Origin of the sequence: uncultured Tateyamaria sp. (genome assembly GCF_947488715.1) — a bacterium.
Lineage (GTDB): Bacteria > Pseudomonadota > Alphaproteobacteria > Rhodobacterales > Rhodobacteraceae > Tateyamaria.
Genome location: NZ_CANLAG010000002.1, coordinates 622,030 through 638,117, shown reverse-complemented (window position 1 = coordinate 638,117; position 16,088 = coordinate 622,030). Strand labels below are relative to the sequence as shown.

The window sequence follows — 16,088 nt, the reverse complement described above, 5'->3', positions numbered from 1 at the left end:
CCACCGGCCCTTGGGCTTAGGCCTGGACGGCCTTCATGAACCGGTCCTTGATCACAACCGGATCCATCGTGATGACCGGCATCTTGGCATTGCCGCTCTCACATTTCACAACCATCACAGTCATTTTGCGCTCGGCAATCGCCTTTTCCAGCGCAGGCCCGGTGTCGACGTCCATCACTTCGACCACGTTATCGCAGCCGGCCGCACGCGCCATGCCGGCCAGCGACGTCTTTTTGCCCGTGTAGGTCGGTTGATCACCAGTGGACCCATAGGACCCATTGTCGATGATCATCAGGATGTAGTTGTCGGCCACGTTGTTGGCGATGGTCGGCAGTGTACACAGGTTGGTCAAAACCGACCCATCGCCGTCAATGGAAATGACGGTCTTGTCCTGCGCCAGCGCCAAGCCCAGACCAATCGAAGACGACAGGCCCATCGTGCCGAGCATATAGAAATTGGTCGGTTGATCGTCGATGGCATGCAATTCCTGGCTGGGAATACCGATGTTGCACACAACCAGCTGGTCACGCAGGATCGGGGCAATCTCTTTGAGAATTTCGGAACGGATCATTGGTCGCCATAGCCTCCCCAGAAATTGGCGTCCGTCAGGATCGCCACCGGTTTGTTGCACATGAATGTGTACTTCAAGATCATATCCAGCTCTTCCACGTCCGACTGTTTGTGGAAGTGGTAGGTCGGGATCGCCATCTGTGCCAACAGCGCCTTGGTGTGCACTGCCATTTCGACCTGACAGGCCACCGGCTCGCGCAGTTCACCGCGGTACGAGATCAGCATCGGCAGCGGCATCCGGTAGTATTGGATCAGCGTCGCCAGCGTGTTGATCGTCACGCCAATCGCCGTGTTCTGCATGATGATCGCGGGGCGTTTCCCGCCCATCCACGCGCCTGCGCACAGGCCCATGCCCTCGTCTTCCTTGTTCGACGGGATGTGGAAAATTTCGTCCCGTGTGTCGACTTCCTCGATCACACCGGCGAGCTGCTTGCACGGCACGGTTGTCACAAACGAAATATCGTTCGCAACAAGATCGTCCGCGATCTTCTTGTCTATGTTCATTTGTCTGTGTTCTCCGATCCGGTGTCAGGTCCAGGGGGTTAAAATGATCTTTGGTGCCGCCACAACGCCTGCGCGCAGGTCGGCAAAGGCCGCTGCCCCTTCGGCAAGGGGGCGGTGTTCTGTCCAGTCCAGCGGCCCAAGACGGCCGTCGAAAATCGCGGCACAGGTGTCGCGGAAATCTTGCGCAGTATAGGTGTAGGTGCCGATAAACGTGATCTCTTGCAGCGTCATGCGCCGCACATCGAGACCACCGGCGTCTTCGCCAAGACCAATGTGCAGGATCATACCGCCCGGCTCTGCCAGTGCCGAGGCCACCTGGCGCGTCGCGGAATAGCCCACGGCGTCCACCACCAGCCCGTATTGACCTGTCCCCGCGTGGACAACCGTTTGACCACAGCGCTCAGTCAGGAACGCCCGGCGCGTGTCACTGGGCTCAGCAATGGTCACGTCGTCCATCCCTTGCGCCTTGAGCGCCAGTGCGGCGGCTAGCCCGATGGCACCGCCGCCAATCACCAGCGCGGTCTGCGATGCGCCTGCATGCAACGCCTCCAAACCCAACCTGGCCGCGTGCCAGCTCACCGCCAAAGGCTCAGCCAGTGCCGCCTTGGTCAGCGGCACATCGTCCGGCACAGTCACAAGGTTTTCGGGCCGCATCGCCACGAACTGCGCAAACGCGCCCTCGCGTGGCGGCATGGAAATGATCATGCGTTCGGGACAGAGGTTTTCACGACCCGACACACAGGCGGGACAGGTGCCGCAATTGACCAGCGGGTTGATGGTCACGCGGGTTCCGTCACGCGCACCGCCCACAATCACACCCGCCGCTTCGTGGCCCAGGATCAAAGGCGCGGGTCGTCTGTCATCGTGACCCAGATAGGCATGCATATCCGACCCGCATATGCCTGATGCCTCGATGCGCACCAACTCTTGGCCCGCTGCCGCAACAGCATCCGGCACATCGCGAAATCCCAGGGTCTCTACCCCGTCATATACTAATGCCTTCATCGTACCTCTCCCTCCCAGCGCAGCCTACCAAACCTTGGAACCCGGAATACCGGGTCAGCCATCCGCGCTGAGGTCAAAGTTCTCGCCGGGGAAGTATTTGGCCAGCCGGACGTCCGCGGCGCGCGCATGCCCTTCCATCCCCTCCAGCCGGGAAATCCGGGCCGTTGCCTCTGCCACTGGGCGCGACCCTTCGCGCGTGGCACGCTGCCATGTGACGATCTTCATGTATTTGTGCACCGACAGACCACCAGTATAGCCTGCGGCCCCGGAGGTCGGCAGAACGTGGTTCGTGCCCGATGCCTTGTCGCCATATGACACGGTGGTCTCCTCGCCCAGGAACAACGACCCGTAGCAGGTCAGCCGCTCCAGCCACCACTCTAGATCCTCCGCCTGTACCGTCAGGTGTTCAGGCGCATAGTCGTCGGAACAGGCCGCCATCTCTTCGCGGTCCGCACAGACGATCACCTCGGCATAGTCGCGCCACGCGGCAAAAGCGTTGTCGCGGTTCACCTCAGGCAGATCGTCGATCAATCCTGGCACGCGGCCCATCACGTCCTCGGCCAGCGCGCGGTCATCCGTGACCAGCCACACGGGCGAATTGTACCCATGTTCGGCCTGGCTGACCAAATCCGTGGCAACAATGTGCGGGTCCGCCGACGCATCCGCGAGGATCAGGCTGTCGGTGGGGCCCGCGATCATGTCGATACCCACCCGGCCAAAGAGGATACGCTTGGCCTCGGCCACAAACTGGTTCCCCGGACCCACGAGGATGTTCGCCTTGGGCAGGCCGAACAGCCCAAACGTCATTGCGGCCACACCCTGCACGCCGCCCATAGCCATGATCTTGTCCGCACCGCAGATATGCGCGGCATAGACAATCGCTGGGGCCACACCAACACCGGGCCGGGGGGGTGAACAGGCGGTGATATGGTTACATCCCGCGACTTTGGCGGTGGTCACCGTCATGATGGCGCTGGCAATGTGGCTGTACCGACCACCCGGCACATAACATCCCGCCGCATCGACCGGGATCGCCTTTTGACCCGCGATCAGGCCCGGCACAACTTCGACCTCGAAGTTGGCAACGGTGTCTTTTTGGGCTTCGGCAAACTTGCGCACATTTTCGTGGGCAAACTGGATGTCAGCCTTGAGCTTTTCCGGCACGAGGGCGCTGGCCGCCGCAATCTCTTCGGCACTCAAAAGAACGCTGCCTTCGTATTTGTCGAACTTGGCCGCATAGTCCAGCGCAGCGGCATCGCCACCTGCTTCGATCGCATCAAGAATGCCGGACACCGTGTCGCGCACATCCGACGCGCCCGATTGTGCCGTCAACGTCGCTTTCTTGAGGTATTCGCGTGCCATATGAGTGTATTCCCTGTCTGTGCCGGATGCGCCGCAGGACGGATTCCGTCGCCGCGTTGCGCACAAGGTAAGACGCAAATTTCAGCAGGTACAGAAGCGCACGGCCTCATGTGCCATTTATTGAAAACATTTGTCTCACTATTCACGATTTTCGAATGTCGCTGTGCGCAAATTGACGTTTGTCTCAATTATCACCGAATTCTATGCGGCTAGTATTCAAGACTCAACATTCAGGCGGACATCAGACAACTGAGAACACCCCCACCAGGGGCCCTACAGATGCACAAATGAGGTGGGTGGCGGACAGACAGGGATTCGAACCCTGGAGACGGTCTCCCGCCTACACACTTTCCAGGCGTGCGCCTTCGACCACTCGGCCACCTGTCCGTGACGCTGTCTCTATCCAATTCCGACACAGAAAGGCAAGACGCTAGATGCCACAAAAATGCGCCTAGTCGTCGAGATGCAGGTAAACACGGCGGTTCATGCGGCCCTTCTTTTCGATCTTGCCGATGCGCAGGGTGCCAATCTCACCCGTGCGCGCCACGTGCGTGCCACCGCAGGGTTGCAAGTCGACAACATTGTCACCGTCACCGATGCGGACCAGACGAATGCGCCCTGCCCCGCGCGGTGGTTGCACCGACAGGGTTTTGACCATGCCTGGATTGGCGTCCAGATCGTCTTGGGTGATCCATTCCTCGCTGACGCGCAGGTCGGCAGAAACGTGATCGTTCAAGGCCTGCTGCAATCCGTCGCGGTCTTGCGGGGCGTCGGCCATGTCGAAATCCAGCCGCCCACGACCCGCACCGATGGCCCCGCCAGTGACACCAAACGGCAAGGCCACCGACAACAGGTGCAGCGCGGTGTGCACACGCATGTGCGCAAACCGGCGGTCCCAATCGAGGGCTTGCGTCACAACGGACCCAACCGTCGGCAGCACGCGCGGCTCGGCAGGGACCAGCACAATGGCGTCGCCCTCCCCCTTGATCGCCGTCGCAATCGAAATGTCTCCCCCGGACCAGGCGATCGAACCGCTGTCCCCCGGCTGTCCACCACCCGTGGGATAAAACAACGTGCGGTCCAAAACGATCCCGCCCTCCGGTGTGTGTGCCACCACGGTGGCCTCCGCCTCTCGCAGATAAGCGTCGTCGCGAAACATCATCTCGGTCATCTGTCACCTTCCTGATCCGGCGCAGGCGCGCGCGGCTGCAATGCCTCTGGGTTGCGCAACCACACATCCCGCTGGGCAAAGGGTATCTCGATCCCCTCTTCGGCAAACCGGGCGGCGATCTGGTGATTGACCTCATTCTTGACGGACATCATCCAGTTCACATCCCGCAGGATCATGCGGATCTCGAAATCGAGACTGTCAGCCCCGAACCCGGCAAAGAGGATCATCGGAGCAGGATTGGCCAAAGCCATCGGATGCGCGTCCGCGATTTCCTTCAGCACCCGCTCCACATGCCGCGTATCGGTGCCATAGGCCACACCAACCGGGATGATCACACGCCCCACCGTGTTGCCACGGGTATAGTTTGTCACTGTACCGGAAATCAGATCGGCATTGGGGACAATCACATCCGTCCGGTCAAAGGTCTCGATCCGCGTCGACCGAACAGAGATCGACCGGACATACCCCATTTGCCCACCAACCTCGATCCAGTCGCCTTCGGAAATCGGGCGCTCGATCAACAGGATGATGCCTGAGACGAAATTCGACACCACCGTCTGCAAACCAAAACCGATGCCCACCGACAGCGCACCGGCCACAATCGCAAGGCTCGACAGGTCCAGACCCGCCGCCGTGATCGCCACAAGGGCCGCAAGGAATATCCCGACATAGCCCAGTCCGGACACGATGGCCGTCTGTCCACCGGGATCAATCCGCGTCTTGGGCAGAACGGACGTCTTCATCGCGCCCTGCACGCCGCGCGTCAGCAAATAGCCCAGCACAAAGACGATGATCAGGGTAAAGAAACTGCCCGGCGAAATCGTCATGTCGCCAATGGTCAGCCCAGAGCGCAGGCGCGCCCAAACTTCGGTCAGATCGGTGATCCGCGCGCCCCAAATTAACGCCAACAGCGGCAAGGACAGCAGCACCAGCACGAAACTGGCCAGCGTCGGGATCAGGCTTTCGGCGGCTCCTTCACCGGGTCGCAGCGTCGCATAGAGATCGCGCAGAAAACGCTGCATCAATGCAACCGTGCCGACCAGCGCCAGCGTCAGGATGGTCGGATAGACCAGCGATTGCGCCGCCGCGCCGTACCCCAATGCCGCAAGGATCGGTGCCACCAAACCTGCCACCGACACCAGACGCCCGAGCAGGCCGACGAAACGCGATGCGTAATCCCCATCGAAATCCGGGTTGTCCTCGGACCTGTGCTGCAGGTTGCGGCGCATCAGCCAGCCCATGCGCATCAACAACAGTCCACCCACCAGCGTCAGCGGGAAATTCAGAACCGCAAGCGCAGGCAGATCATAACGGTCATAGTCGGAAAATGCGTTGAGCAGGATATAGGCGGCAAAGACGACGCCCAGCACAACGGTATAGATGTTACCCTCGACCCGGCGTTCCGGCGGCAAGGCAAGCGGCGTGCGCAGCGTGTCACTGCGCGGGAAAATGCGGCTGGCCAGCCACAGCGAAAAGAACAACGTCAGGCCCATCGGCTCGAGCGCATTCAACAGAACAGCGCCCCGTTGACCCAACAGCTCGGTCACCCCGATCGCACGGACAATGGCAAACAGACCCAGCATGGGCAGCAGGATCTGGCCCAGTGACACCACGAACCCTGCCGCTTCGGCCCCGTATCCACTGTCGGCACGCTGAATGCGTGTCGCCAGCACTTCAGACCAGCGCCGCGACCGGCTGACCAGAACCAGCCCAACAGCCAGCAGCATCAGCACCAATGGCAGGTTGTCCTGCGCCCGCGCACGCGCTGCCGGGTTGTGCCAAGCCTGTTGAACGCTGGCCAGAATGGCGCCCGCGCTCTCGGTTGCATGGCGCAACGCGCCGGGCCAATGGGTCGGGTTCACGGGCGATGGGCCTGCGTTCAGCAACGCATCCGCCTGCCGCTGTCTCAGGATCTCGTCGATTTCGGCGATCACACCGTTGGCGCGGCTAAACGCTTCTTCGGCCGTGCGCCGGGGCGTCGACAAACGCTCGCGCTGTGCGCTCAGTTCGGCGCGTCGCGCTGCGATTTCACTGGCTTCGCTTTCGCCCTCTGCGGGCGCTGGCCCCAGCGCGTCGATCTGGTCGGCCAGCGTCTGCAACCGGCTGTCATTGGCCGTCAGTTGTGCCTGGAATTGCTGCCGCCACCCGGCGACTTCGGCCCGCAAAGTGGTGAGCGCCTCATCAGAGGCCTGCGCGGCCTCGACCGCTTGCTCGGCGCGCGTCGCAACGCTTTGCCATTCGGCGTAATTGGGGGCGGACACCTGCTGCGCCCAGGCCATCGACACAGACAGCACCAGCACCACGCAAACCGCGCGCAACACCTGCCATACGTGGGCAAAACCCTGCACGCGTCACACGTCCTCGAACACGCCGGGAATGCTCGCAGGCCCCTGGTCGAGCCATTGCGGCACCGGCAACCCCTTTTCCTTCAGGAAATCGGGGTTGAACAGTTTGGACTGATAGCGCGTACCGAAATCGCACAGGATGGTCACGATGGTGTGGCCTGGCCCCAGATCGCGTGCGAGGCGCATGGCGCCCGCAATGTTCACCCCGGTTGATCCGCCCATGCACAGGCCTTCATTCTGCATCAGATCAAAGACGATCTCGCAGGCCTCCGCATCCGGCACCCGGTACACCATGTCCGGCGTGAACCCTTCGAGGTTGGCAGTGATGCGCCCCTGCCCGATGCCTTCGGTGATAGAGTTGCCGGGGTTTTCCTCGCCGGTATAGATCTTGAACAGGCCCGCGCCTTCGGGATCGGTCAGAGCGATCTTGACGCCCTTGGGCTGCAACACTTCGGCCACGCCCGCCAGCGTCCCGCCCGAGCCGACAGCACAGGTAAAGCCGTCGACTTTGCCACCGGTCTGTTCCCAGATTTCCGGACCGGTCGTTTTCACATGCGCCCGGCGGTTGGCCACGTTGTCGAACTGATTGGCCCAGACCGCACCATGCGGCTCCGTTTCATTCAGCTTCTCCGCCAAACGTTGCGAATAGCGGATATAGTTGTTGATGTTGGCATAGGGTTTGGCAGGCACCTGAACCAACTCTGCACCCGCAAGGCGCAGCATATCCTTCTTTTCCTGGCTCTGGGTTTCGGGGATCACGATGACTGTCTTGAACCCCATCGACGCGCCGACCAGCGCCAGACCGATGCCCGTGTTCCCGGCCGTGCCTTCGACAATCGTGCCGCCGGGCTTCAGCGCGCCCGATGCCACCGCATCCTCGATGATCGACAGCGCCGCGCGGTCCTTGACCGACTGGCCGGGGTTCATGAACTCCGCCTTGCCCAGAATGGTGCACCCGGTCTCTTCGCTGGCCTTGCGCAGCTTGATCAACGGGGTATTTCCAACGGCCGCAGCCAGATCCGAAGCATAGTGCATGACAGCGTTCCTTTTCTCTTTCACTCAGGTGTAGCGGGCGCGATGTGCGACCTCAACCCACGACGCTCTGTGCGCCGCTGCGCAGACGTGTGCGGTGATGCGCCAACCAATAGGTCAAAAGGGTCAATGGAACATTCGCGGTTTTGCGCGCCTCGGCCAGCTCCAACAGTGCCTCAAAAGACATCAGATGCGACCGGATGTTTTCACCCTCGGATTCTTCCCCGCCAACGCCACCCGCTTCATCAGGTAAGTCGCATAAACCCACGTAAAGGTGAAAGAAATCCGTCGACGACCCAGGTGACGCATAGCACTCACCCACAGGCTCCAGCGCGACAAATCTCAGCCCCGCCTCTTCAAACGCCTCGCGATGGGCCGCATCTTCGGGACGCTCACCGGGATCAACAAGACCGGCCACCGGCTCCATCTGCCACACAACCGAATCGTGCCGCCCAACAGCGCCCAACCGAATTTGCTCAACCAACAGCACCCGGTCTCGCACCGGATCGTAGGGCAACACCACTGCCGCGTCGGACGAGATGAACACCGCCCGGTCCAGCACCTCGGACATGCCCCCGTCAAAGGTCTCGTGACGCAGCTGTATTTCATCGAGCCCGAAAAAGTTGGTGTGCGCCCGGCGCCGGTCAACAATCTCGACCCGGCCATCCAGAACGCCCTGTCCATGGCGGCCCGACTTGGCCAACACCCGGCTCCAGGCGCGCGCGCGGATGCGAGGGAACCGGGCCGCGATCTCTTCGGGCGATGCCACGCCGTACGCCGCCATAACCTCGTCAGCAGCGGCCAGGCTCATCGCGCCCCAATCTTGCACCCAGCGGTCCAGGGCCCACGCCGCCTCTGTCACTTCGACTGTGGGCGAAGGCATAAACACCTCGGCCTGCGCGCCCGAGATCAACTTGATCTGGCACAGATCATAGTCGAACCCGCCCTCGTAAAACCGCAAGCGCGCAACATCCGCCTCACTCAACCCGCGCACCAGAATGCCCTGCGCCACTGCGCCCGCCTGCGGCACCAGCACCGGAAACACGCCGCCCGGTGCGGCCAACACGGCATGATCCGCCAACGCCGCGTCAGACAGGTCCAACTGGTCCGCGCCGCGCCCCAACACAAATTCCAACAAAGGAACGTGGCGCAAAGAGCCGTAAAAGAACAAGTTTTTCATGGGGATTAACGCCAGGTCCGCCACGCATATTCGGTCAGCAACCCGACAACAACGCCGCCAGCCAGCAAGGTGGCCCAGACCGGGATCGTCGTCATCAAGAGCGCCCATTCAGCACCGATCTCGAACACCGCAACCAAGGCTTCGAACGCGCCATCATAACGGTTCTTCATCGCGATGCGCACCATTTCGTTGCACGATTGGATGAACAGCGCCCAGAACACCATGACCACAGGACCCGTCAGGCCCACATTCACCGCCGACACCATCCCGCGGCCTGCGCGGCCACCCACGACAAACCAGCCCGTCAGAATACCGACCAACACGTTCACCTGCGTGAACCAGCCGAAATTCGTGCCTTCTTCGAACAGGGGCATGATCATGCCCGACACTACAAAGGCAAGCAGGCCCAAGCCGATGCCGGCCACCAATTTGGCTGCGTCAGGCATGGGTCGTGTCCATCATCGTTTATCCGGGTCTTTTGATCGTGATCTGGGTCACGTCGCAGTTGGCACTTTCGAACGTCGCCGCGCAAGAGGTGAGGTAAAAATTCCACATCCTGCGAAACCGGTCATCAAATCCCATATCAGCGATCTGATCCCACTTTTCGTTGAATGTCTCATGCCAGCGACGCAGCGAGATGTTGTAACTCTGACCAAACTCAACCGACCGCTCAACGGCGAGCCCCGCCTTGACGATCTGCTCGCGCAACGCCGACGGGCTGGGCAGCATACCGCCCGGAAAGATGTACTTCTGGATGAAATCCACACCACGTTTGTAAACGTCCCAACGACGGTCCTGCACCGTGATGATCTGAAGCGTCGCGTTCTTGCCGGGTTTCAGCCGCTCGCGTACAGTCTCGAAATAGACAGGCCAGTATTTTTCGCCCACCGCCTCGAACATCTCGATGCTGGCGATGCCGTCATAGGTGCCACGCTCATCCCGGTAGTCTTGCAGCTTGAAGTCGACCTGGTCTGAAAGGCCAGCCTTTTCAATGCGTTCCTGCGCGTACTTAAACTGCTCTTCGCTGATCGTCAGCCCCGTAACCTTCAGGCCACGTTCCTTGGCGGCGTATTCGGCAAAGCCGCCCCAACCGCAACCGATCTCAAGGATATGGTCGCCGGGTTGCGCGCCCATCTGGTCAACCATGCTGGCATATTTCGCAATTTGTGCCGCCTCGTGGCTTTCCTGTCCGGTCTCGAACAACGCTGACGAATAGGTCATCGTGTCGTCCAGCCACAGGCCATAAAACTCGTTGCCCAGGTCGTAGTGATAACTGATGTTTTTGCGCGCCTGTTGCCGGTTGTTGCGTTGCAGCCAAAAGCGAAACTTTTCAAAACGGCGCACCAGACCCATGCCGGGAAAGCCATCATAGATGTCATCATTGTCCGCATGCGCCCAGTCCATGAACGCCTGCAGGTCCGGTGTGGTCCACCATTCGTCCAGATATGCGTCGCAGAACCCCAGATCGCCTTCGCGGATCAACCGCGCAAACAAATCGTTGTTGTGGACATGCACCTCGGCCACCGGGCCCGGATTTGGACCTTCGGCGCGAAAGTGACGGCCATCAGAAAGGACAAAGTCGATGCGCCCCCGGTTCATCGTTTTCAGCAGTGTGAACGCGCGGGCGAAATAGCGCGGCAAATTCCGTTCGCCGTCTGTTGTGGTCTTGATCATGCGCTCTCCCCGTTCGCATTTTTGTCAAGCTAGCTTGACAGTCAGTGTCACGCAAGCGCGCGCACCAAATTGTGTTCAAAAATCCCGGTTTTCATAGGCACTTAGCGCGATTTTGCGCCCTTGATCCGCGGCCACGATCGGGTCGGGATAGGGGGCGTCCGGTGACAGGCCCCACGCCTGAGGGATCGCCTCAAAGTATGATAGTGCGTCCGCGTGTTTGTTGCTGCGCCCTTCGGCGATCCAGCGGGTCACGTAGTCTCGGTTCTTGTCAAACTTGTCGAGCTGCGTGACCGGGTTGAACACCCGGAAATAGGGCGTGGCATCAGGGCCCGATCCCGCCGACCATTGCCATCCCATTGCATTGGCGGCAGGGTCCCAGTCGATCAGGCAGTCGTCAAACCACTTTTGGCCTATGCGCCAATGGGTTAGAAGGTGTTTTGTAAGGTAACTCGCCACGATCATGCGGCCCCGATTGTGCATGCGGCCCGTCACGTACATCTCGCGCATGGACGCATCGACAAAGCGGATGCCGGTGCGCCCCATTTTCCACGCCTGAACGTCGGGTGTGGTGTCGTCTGTGTTCCACGGGAACGCGTCCCAGTCGGGTTTCCAGTTGGCATCCAGGATGCGCGGCGTGTGGTGCATCAGGTGGTAGGCAAACTCGCGCCAGACCAGTTCCTTGAGATAGGTCTCAGCCCCCGGTTTGCCCTCTTCACGGGCACGGATGGCGGCGTGCCAGCACTGGTGCGGGCTGATCTCTCCGAGGGCGAGGTTTTCCGACAGGTTGGACGTGCGGTCTTCGGCGGGGATGTCGCGGCCCGCGTCATAGGTGGCCACGCGTGATGCGATGAACGCGCCAAGGCGGTCTTGCGCCGCGCTTTCGCCCAGACGCACATAGGGCCGCACGATGGCCGCCCCTCGGTTCATGGCTGCGCCCAGTGACCAGTCTGCCAGATTGTCCGTTACAGGCCAGCTTTGTGGTGCTGGTATCTTTCCAGGTGCAGGCAGCGGGGCGTCGACGGTGCGATCCTTTACCGATTTCCAGAACGGGGTGTAGACCTTGTAAAAGCCACCGGTCTTGGTCTCGGTGGTCCACGGCTCGAACATCAGATGCCCGCCAAAGCTGCGCGCGTCGATGCCTTGCTCTTTAAGGGCGGCCTTGACCTCTGTATCACGGGCGACGGCCTGCGGATCGTAAAGGCGCGACCAATACACGGCCTCTGCCCCCGTCTCGGCGATCAGCGCTTTGAGGACGTCCAGCGCAGGCCCGGAGCGATAGGTCAGACGGCTGCCCGCCGCAGCGAGGCTTTGGCCCAGATGATCAACACCGAGGCCCCACCGCCACTTGGGTGCGGCCCCCAGATCATCGACAGAAGCATCGCGGATCACAACCGGGATCACCGGACGACCGGTCTCGCACGCGGCGGCCAGCGCTGGATGATCGCTAAACCGCAGGTCCCTGCGGAACCACATGATGATGGGTGAACTGCTCACGTCCCTGTCTTTCTTTTGTTACCGAGACTTACGTAGCCCGACACCATTCGGATCAACAGAAAACAGGATGACTTAAGGTCACAAAACGGCGTCGAGTGCGACCAGCAGCTGATCGATCTCTGCGTCGTTCGTGTAATGCGTGAAACTGAGCCTCAAAACACCGCGCGACGGGTCCACGCCCATCGCCTCGAGGACACGGACGGCATAGAAATCGCCACCCCCTGCCATCACGCCGTGACGCGCCAACGCGGCGGCAACGGCAACAGGGTCGCGGCCCACTTCCAGCGCAACCGTTGGTGCACGCCGGGTGGCATCGGTGGGGCCTAGAACGCGCAGGTCGTTGCGGTCCTTGAGTGCGTCCATAACGCGGCGCAGAGCGACGACTTCGCGGTCGCGCATCAGGTCATGGACGGTCTGTCCCCGCGGGGACACTTGTGCCTCACCCCCACCCGTATGGTGGTCAAAGAGCGCGTCCACATAATCAGCCATGCCAGCACAGGCCGCCACCTGCGCGTGGTCGGGTCCGGCGGGCGTAAACCGCTTGGACAGGGAACCTGCGTTAAAGTAGTGTCCCTGATTGGGCAGCAATTCGCCCAAGGCACGCCGGACCACCATCAACCCCTGGTGCGGGCCATAGGTTTTGTAGGCGGAGAACATGTAAATGTCGGGACCAAGCGCGCCCACATCGGGAAACCCGTGCGGCGCATAGCTGACCCCGTCCACACAGACAAACGCGCCCGCAGCATGGGACAGCGCGGTGATCTCTGTCACCGGGTTGATCTCGCCCACGACATTGGAGCAATGCGGAAAACAGACGAGACGTACGCTTTCGTCGAGCATGTCCTCTAGGGCGGCGGGATCCAGATGCCCTGTGGCCGGGTCAACCTGCCATTCGCGCACCTCGATCCCGCGCTCGGCCAGCCGCCGCCATGGCCCGGTGTTGGCCTCGTGATCCTGATTGGTGACGATGATCGCCTCGCCCGGTTTCATCATCTGTGCAAAGGCCTGCGCCAGCACATAGACGTTCTGGGTGGTGGACGGACCAAAGCTCAGCTCGTCCGTTTCCACGCCAAGGATCGCGGCCATGCGGTCGCGCGCCTCATCCATTTCCAGACCGCCCAGACGCGAAGCGTCATAGTCGGCATAGGGCTGCACCTTGCGCTGGGTGTAAAACCGCGTCAGCCGGTCAATGACCTGCTTGCAGGCATAGCTGCCGCCCGCGTTCTCAAAGAACGCCTGCCCCTGCAAGGACGGTTCGGAAAACGCAGGAAACTGTGCGCGGACAAATTCGAGATCAAGGGACAATGGCCAACACTCCGACGGGACAGAAAAAGGCCCCAACCATCCGGTCGGGGCCTTTCGATGTTATCCCAGTTGCCCCAACGGGCAACAGGAAAGTCAGAGCTTATTCAGCAGGTGACAGGCCATTCCCTGTGGCACCCGGAATTTCCGAATGCACCGCCGGTACACCTGCCGCCTCGCGGCGGCCATCGTTGTAGATCGCCTTGATCAGCGCGATGCACATCAGCGCCATCACGATTGAGAACGGCAGCGCGCCGATCACCATCGCAGTCTGAATGGCACCGGTGCCACCAGAGATCAGCAGACCCGCAACAACCAGACCCAGGGCGGCGCCCCAGAACAGGATGTGGGGGCGCGCCTTGGGACCTTCGTCGCCCGCGGCGTTGATGGTGTTCACGATCAGAACCGCAGAGTCAGCGGATGTGACCAGGAACGTCATCAACAGCACAACGATCAGAACCGCCATGCCCCAGGCCAGCGCCTGTGCGATGGGGGCCAGCATGAATTCGGTCATGGCAAAGATCTTGTCACCATTGGCCGCATCCAGGATCAGGCCGTTGGCCTCACCGTTCAGTTCCAGGTCGATCGCTGTGCCACCGGCCCAGGAGAACCAGACAAAGCACATCAGCGACGGCACGATCATGGCACCCAGTACGAATTCGCGGATGGTCCGACCACGCGAGATGCGCGCAAGGAACAGACCCACGAAGGGGGCGAATGCGATCCACCAGGCCCAGTAGAACACCGGCCACCAGCCCTGCCATTGTGTGAGCAGGAACGCTTCGGAGCCTTCGACGCCGTCAGAACTGTAGACGTTGAAGCTGAGCCATGGGAGTGCGATCAGGTAATCCCAGATCCCCACAAAGAACGCTGTGGCCCCAAAGAATGTCGCACCAAAGATGATGAAGAAGCCGAGCAGGACAATCGACAGCACCATGTTGATGTTGGACAGCCATTTGATGCCCTTGCCAACACCGGACAGCGCCGACAGTGTCGAGGCCCCCATGATGACAAGCAGCGCCACGATGATGCCCAGCGTTGTTGCAGAGCCGTCTTCGAGCACCAGACCGCCGATGCCGATACGGGTCAGACCCGCAACGAACTGTTCCACGCCAAAGCCCAGCGTCTGTGCCACACCGAGGATGGTCGCAACCACGGCGACGATGTCGATGATGTTGCCCAGCAGACCCGAAAGCCGCGCGCCAAAGAGCGGCGTCAGCGACGACCGGATCGTCAGCGGCAGGCCGCGACGGTAGCTGAAGAAGGCCAGAGCCAGACCCGCGATGGCGTAGCACGCCCACGCGCCCAGACCCCAGTGCAGGAACGACCAGACATAGGCCTCGCGCACGTTGTCCTCGCCCAGTGCTGTTGTCGCGCCCTGAATGACGGACGGGTTGTTTTTGAAGTGTGCCACAGGCTCGGCGACGGCCCATGTCAGCATGCCAACACCGATCCCGGCGCCGAACATCATCGAGAACCAGGAGAAGTTGGTAAACTCTGGTTTCTCGCCCGGCTGGCCAAGGTTCAGCTTGCCTGCTGTGGGCCAGATGGCCAAACCGATGCAGACGATCACAAAGAACGTCACGACCCAGATGTACCAGGCGGCAAAGTTCGACAGGATGACGCTGTTCCAGTCACCCAGGATCGTGCCCGCCTCGGTTGGCCAGACGATGCACCAGACGACGAGCATGCTGATGATGATCTTACTGATCACCGCGACGTTGACACTGAAGCCCCGATAAAACCCCGTATCAGCGGTTTTGATGGGAAGCTCCGTGAGAGGAGGTTGAATAGACATGGCTTCCTTCCTGTTGTCTTTTTTATGACAGTCAGGAAACCACGCGCCGAGAGATTGACGAAGTGTTAATTCCGCTCTGCGGGGTCGTTTGCTGCAAAATTCTGCCGTTTTCCGACAGCGGTGAAAAAGCGGCGCTGATCTTCAATGATTCTGGCGGATTCGCGGGCGAATCTCTGTGAGGCGCGCGAATCAGTCGCCGTCACAATGCGGCGCTGATCCGTTCCGCGTGGGCCTTGATCGCATCCATGTCACCCATTTGCCCCGGTGCGCGCATTGCCAGACCTGCGTGGCGCGGATGGATGTGGAAATGCAGGTGAAACACCTCTTGCCCGCCTGCGGTCTCGTTGAACTGTTGGAGGGTGATGCCGTCGGCAACAAAGGCGGTTTTGGCGGCGTTGGCGACCTTTTTCACCGTTGCCATCACTGCGGCCAGCTGTGCGTCGCTGGCGTCCAGAACATTGCGGCAAGGCGTTTTTGGGATCACAAGGCAATGCCCGTCGGTGCGGGGCATGATGTCCATGAAACACAGGGTGTTGTCGTCCTCATAGACCTTGAAGGACGGGATTTCCCCCCGCAGGATCTTGGCAAAGATATTCTGGTCGTCATAGGCGGTCATGTGGGGTCTCCGAAGCTGGCTCGGAGACCCGTTTA

Annotated in this window: 14 protein-coding genes and 1 tRNA gene; all 15 read right to left on the bottom strand. The window is 60.9% G+C overall.

Annotation, left to right across the window (positions count from 1 at the left end; genetic code table 11):
• Nucleotides 1-16 precede the first annotated feature (16 nt).
• The 15 genes from comE to Q0936_RS07370 all read right to left on the bottom strand — a co-directional run bounded on the left by comE (nt 17) and on the right by Q0936_RS07370 (nt 16,053).
• A complete protein-coding gene (comE, locus tag Q0936_RS07440; RefSeq protein ID WP_299145468.1) occupies nt 17-571 on the bottom strand; it encodes a sulfopyruvate decarboxylase subunit beta in 555 nt (184 codons plus the stop codon).
• Nucleotides 568-1,074 carry a sulfopyruvate decarboxylase subunit alpha gene (locus tag Q0936_RS07435; protein WP_299145470.1) on the bottom strand — a complete coding sequence of 169 codons (507 nt, stop codon included), beginning with the start codon at nt 1,072-1,074 and terminating at the stop codon, nt 568-570. The genes comE and Q0936_RS07435 overlap by 4 nt, the downstream gene beginning before the upstream one ends.
• A gap of 24 nt (nt 1,075-1,098) precedes the next feature.
• Nucleotides 1,099-2,079, bottom strand: coding sequence for an alcohol dehydrogenase catalytic domain-containing protein (locus Q0936_RS07430; protein WP_299294370.1), 981 nt, complete (start codon nt 2,077-2,079; stop codon nt 1,099-1,101).
• Between the two features lie 54 nt (nt 2,080-2,133).
• Complete coding sequence (gene hisD / locus Q0936_RS07425) at nt 2,134-3,441, bottom strand: histidinol dehydrogenase (protein ID WP_299294368.1); 1,308 nt, start codon at nt 3,439-3,441, stop codon at nt 2,134-2,136.
• A 297-nt stretch (nt 3,442-3,738) separates the two neighbouring features.
• Nucleotides 3,739-3,828, bottom strand: a tRNA-Ser gene (locus Q0936_RS07420).
• 64 nt (nt 3,829-3,892) lie between these two features.
• Nucleotides 3,893-4,612, bottom strand: coding sequence for an alanyl-tRNA editing protein (locus Q0936_RS07415; protein ID WP_299294367.1), 720 nt, complete (start codon nt 4,610-4,612; stop codon nt 3,893-3,895).
• A complete protein-coding gene (locus Q0936_RS07410; protein ID WP_299294365.1) occupies nt 4,609-6,960 on the bottom strand; it encodes a DUF3772 domain-containing protein in 2,352 nt (783 codons plus the stop codon). Before Q0936_RS07410 ends, Q0936_RS07415 begins: the two co-directional genes overlap by 4 nt.
• Before the next feature lie 3 nt (nt 6,961-6,963).
• Nucleotides 6,964-7,992, bottom strand: a complete 1,029-nt coding sequence (locus tag Q0936_RS07405) for a cysteine synthase A (protein ID WP_299294363.1) — start codon at nt 7,990-7,992, stop codon at nt 6,964-6,966.
• Between the two features lie 52 nt (nt 7,993-8,044).
• On the bottom strand, nt 8,045-9,169 hold the full coding sequence (locus Q0936_RS07400; protein ID WP_299294361.1) for an NUDIX domain-containing protein: 1,125 nt from the start codon (nt 9,167-9,169) through the stop codon (nt 8,045-8,047).
• 5 nt (nt 9,170-9,174) lie between these two features.
• On the bottom strand, nt 9,175-9,615 hold the full coding sequence (locus Q0936_RS07395; protein WP_299294359.1) for a TrgA family protein: 441 nt from the start codon (nt 9,613-9,615) through the stop codon (nt 9,175-9,177).
• Between the two features lie 19 nt (nt 9,616-9,634).
• Nucleotides 9,635-10,843, bottom strand: coding sequence for a cyclopropane-fatty-acyl-phospholipid synthase family protein (locus Q0936_RS07390; protein WP_299145488.1), 1,209 nt, complete (start codon nt 10,841-10,843; stop codon nt 9,635-9,637).
• Between the two features lie 75 nt (nt 10,844-10,918).
• Nucleotides 10,919-12,337 carry a deoxyribodipyrimidine photo-lyase gene (locus tag Q0936_RS07385; RefSeq protein WP_299294357.1) on the bottom strand — a complete coding sequence of 473 codons (1,419 nt, stop codon included), beginning with the start codon at nt 12,335-12,337 and terminating at the stop codon, nt 10,919-10,921.
• A gap of 78 nt (nt 12,338-12,415) precedes the next feature.
• Nucleotides 12,416-13,642 carry an aminotransferase class V-fold PLP-dependent enzyme gene (locus Q0936_RS07380; RefSeq protein ID WP_299294355.1) on the bottom strand — a complete coding sequence of 409 codons (1,227 nt, stop codon included), beginning with the start codon at nt 13,640-13,642 and terminating at the stop codon, nt 12,416-12,418.
• Between the two features lie 100 nt (nt 13,643-13,742).
• Nucleotides 13,743-15,437: a BCCT family transporter gene (locus Q0936_RS07375; protein ID WP_299145494.1), complete on the bottom strand. Its 1,695-nt coding sequence runs from the start codon at nt 15,435-15,437 to the stop codon at nt 13,743-13,745.
• Nucleotides 15,438-15,636: 199 nt separating this feature from the next.
• Nucleotides 15,637-16,053, bottom strand: coding sequence for an HIT family protein (locus tag Q0936_RS07370; protein ID WP_299294353.1), 417 nt, complete (start codon nt 16,051-16,053; stop codon nt 15,637-15,639).
• Nucleotides 16,054-16,088: the final 35 nt, after the last annotated feature.

Excerpts from the sequence above, each read along its gene's own strand:
- hisD (WP_299294368.1), bottom strand. The coding sequence starts at position 3,441 with ATGGCACGCGAATACCTCAAGAAAGCGACGTTGACGGCACAATCGGGC.
- Q0936_RS07400 (WP_299294361.1), bottom strand. The coding sequence starts at position 9,169 with ATGAAAAACTTGTTCTTTTACGGCTCTTTGCGCCACGTTCCTTTGTTG.
- Q0936_RS07405 (WP_299294363.1), bottom strand. The coding sequence starts at position 7,992 with ATGCACTATGCTTCGGATCTGGCTGCGGCCGTTGGAAATACCCCGTTG.
- Q0936_RS07370 (WP_299294353.1), bottom strand. The coding sequence starts at position 16,053 with ATGACCGCCTATGACGACCAGAATATCTTTGCCAAGATCCTGCGGGGG.
- comE (WP_299145468.1), bottom strand. The coding sequence starts at position 571 with ATGATCCGTTCCGAAATTCTCAAAGAGATTGCCCCGATCCTGCGTGAC.
- Q0936_RS07435 (WP_299145470.1), bottom strand. The coding sequence starts at position 1,074 with ATGAACATAGACAAGAAGATCGCGGACGATCTTGTTGCGAACGATATT.
- Q0936_RS07375 (WP_299145494.1), bottom strand. The coding sequence starts at position 15,437 with ATGTCTATTCAACCTCCTCTCACGGAGCTTCCCATCAAAACCGCTGAT.
- Q0936_RS07390 (WP_299145488.1), bottom strand. The coding sequence starts at position 10,843 with ATGATCAAGACCACAACAGACGGCGAACGGAATTTGCCGCGCTATTTC.
- Q0936_RS07415 (WP_299294367.1), bottom strand. The coding sequence starts at position 4,612 with ATGACCGAGATGATGTTTCGCGACGACGCTTATCTGCGAGAGGCGGAG.
- Q0936_RS07430 (WP_299294370.1), bottom strand. The coding sequence starts at position 2,079 with ATGAAGGCATTAGTATATGACGGGGTAGAGACCCTGGGATTTCGCGAT.
- Q0936_RS07395 (WP_299294359.1), bottom strand. The coding sequence starts at position 9,615 with ATGCCTGACGCAGCCAAATTGGTGGCCGGCATCGGCTTGGGCCTGCTT.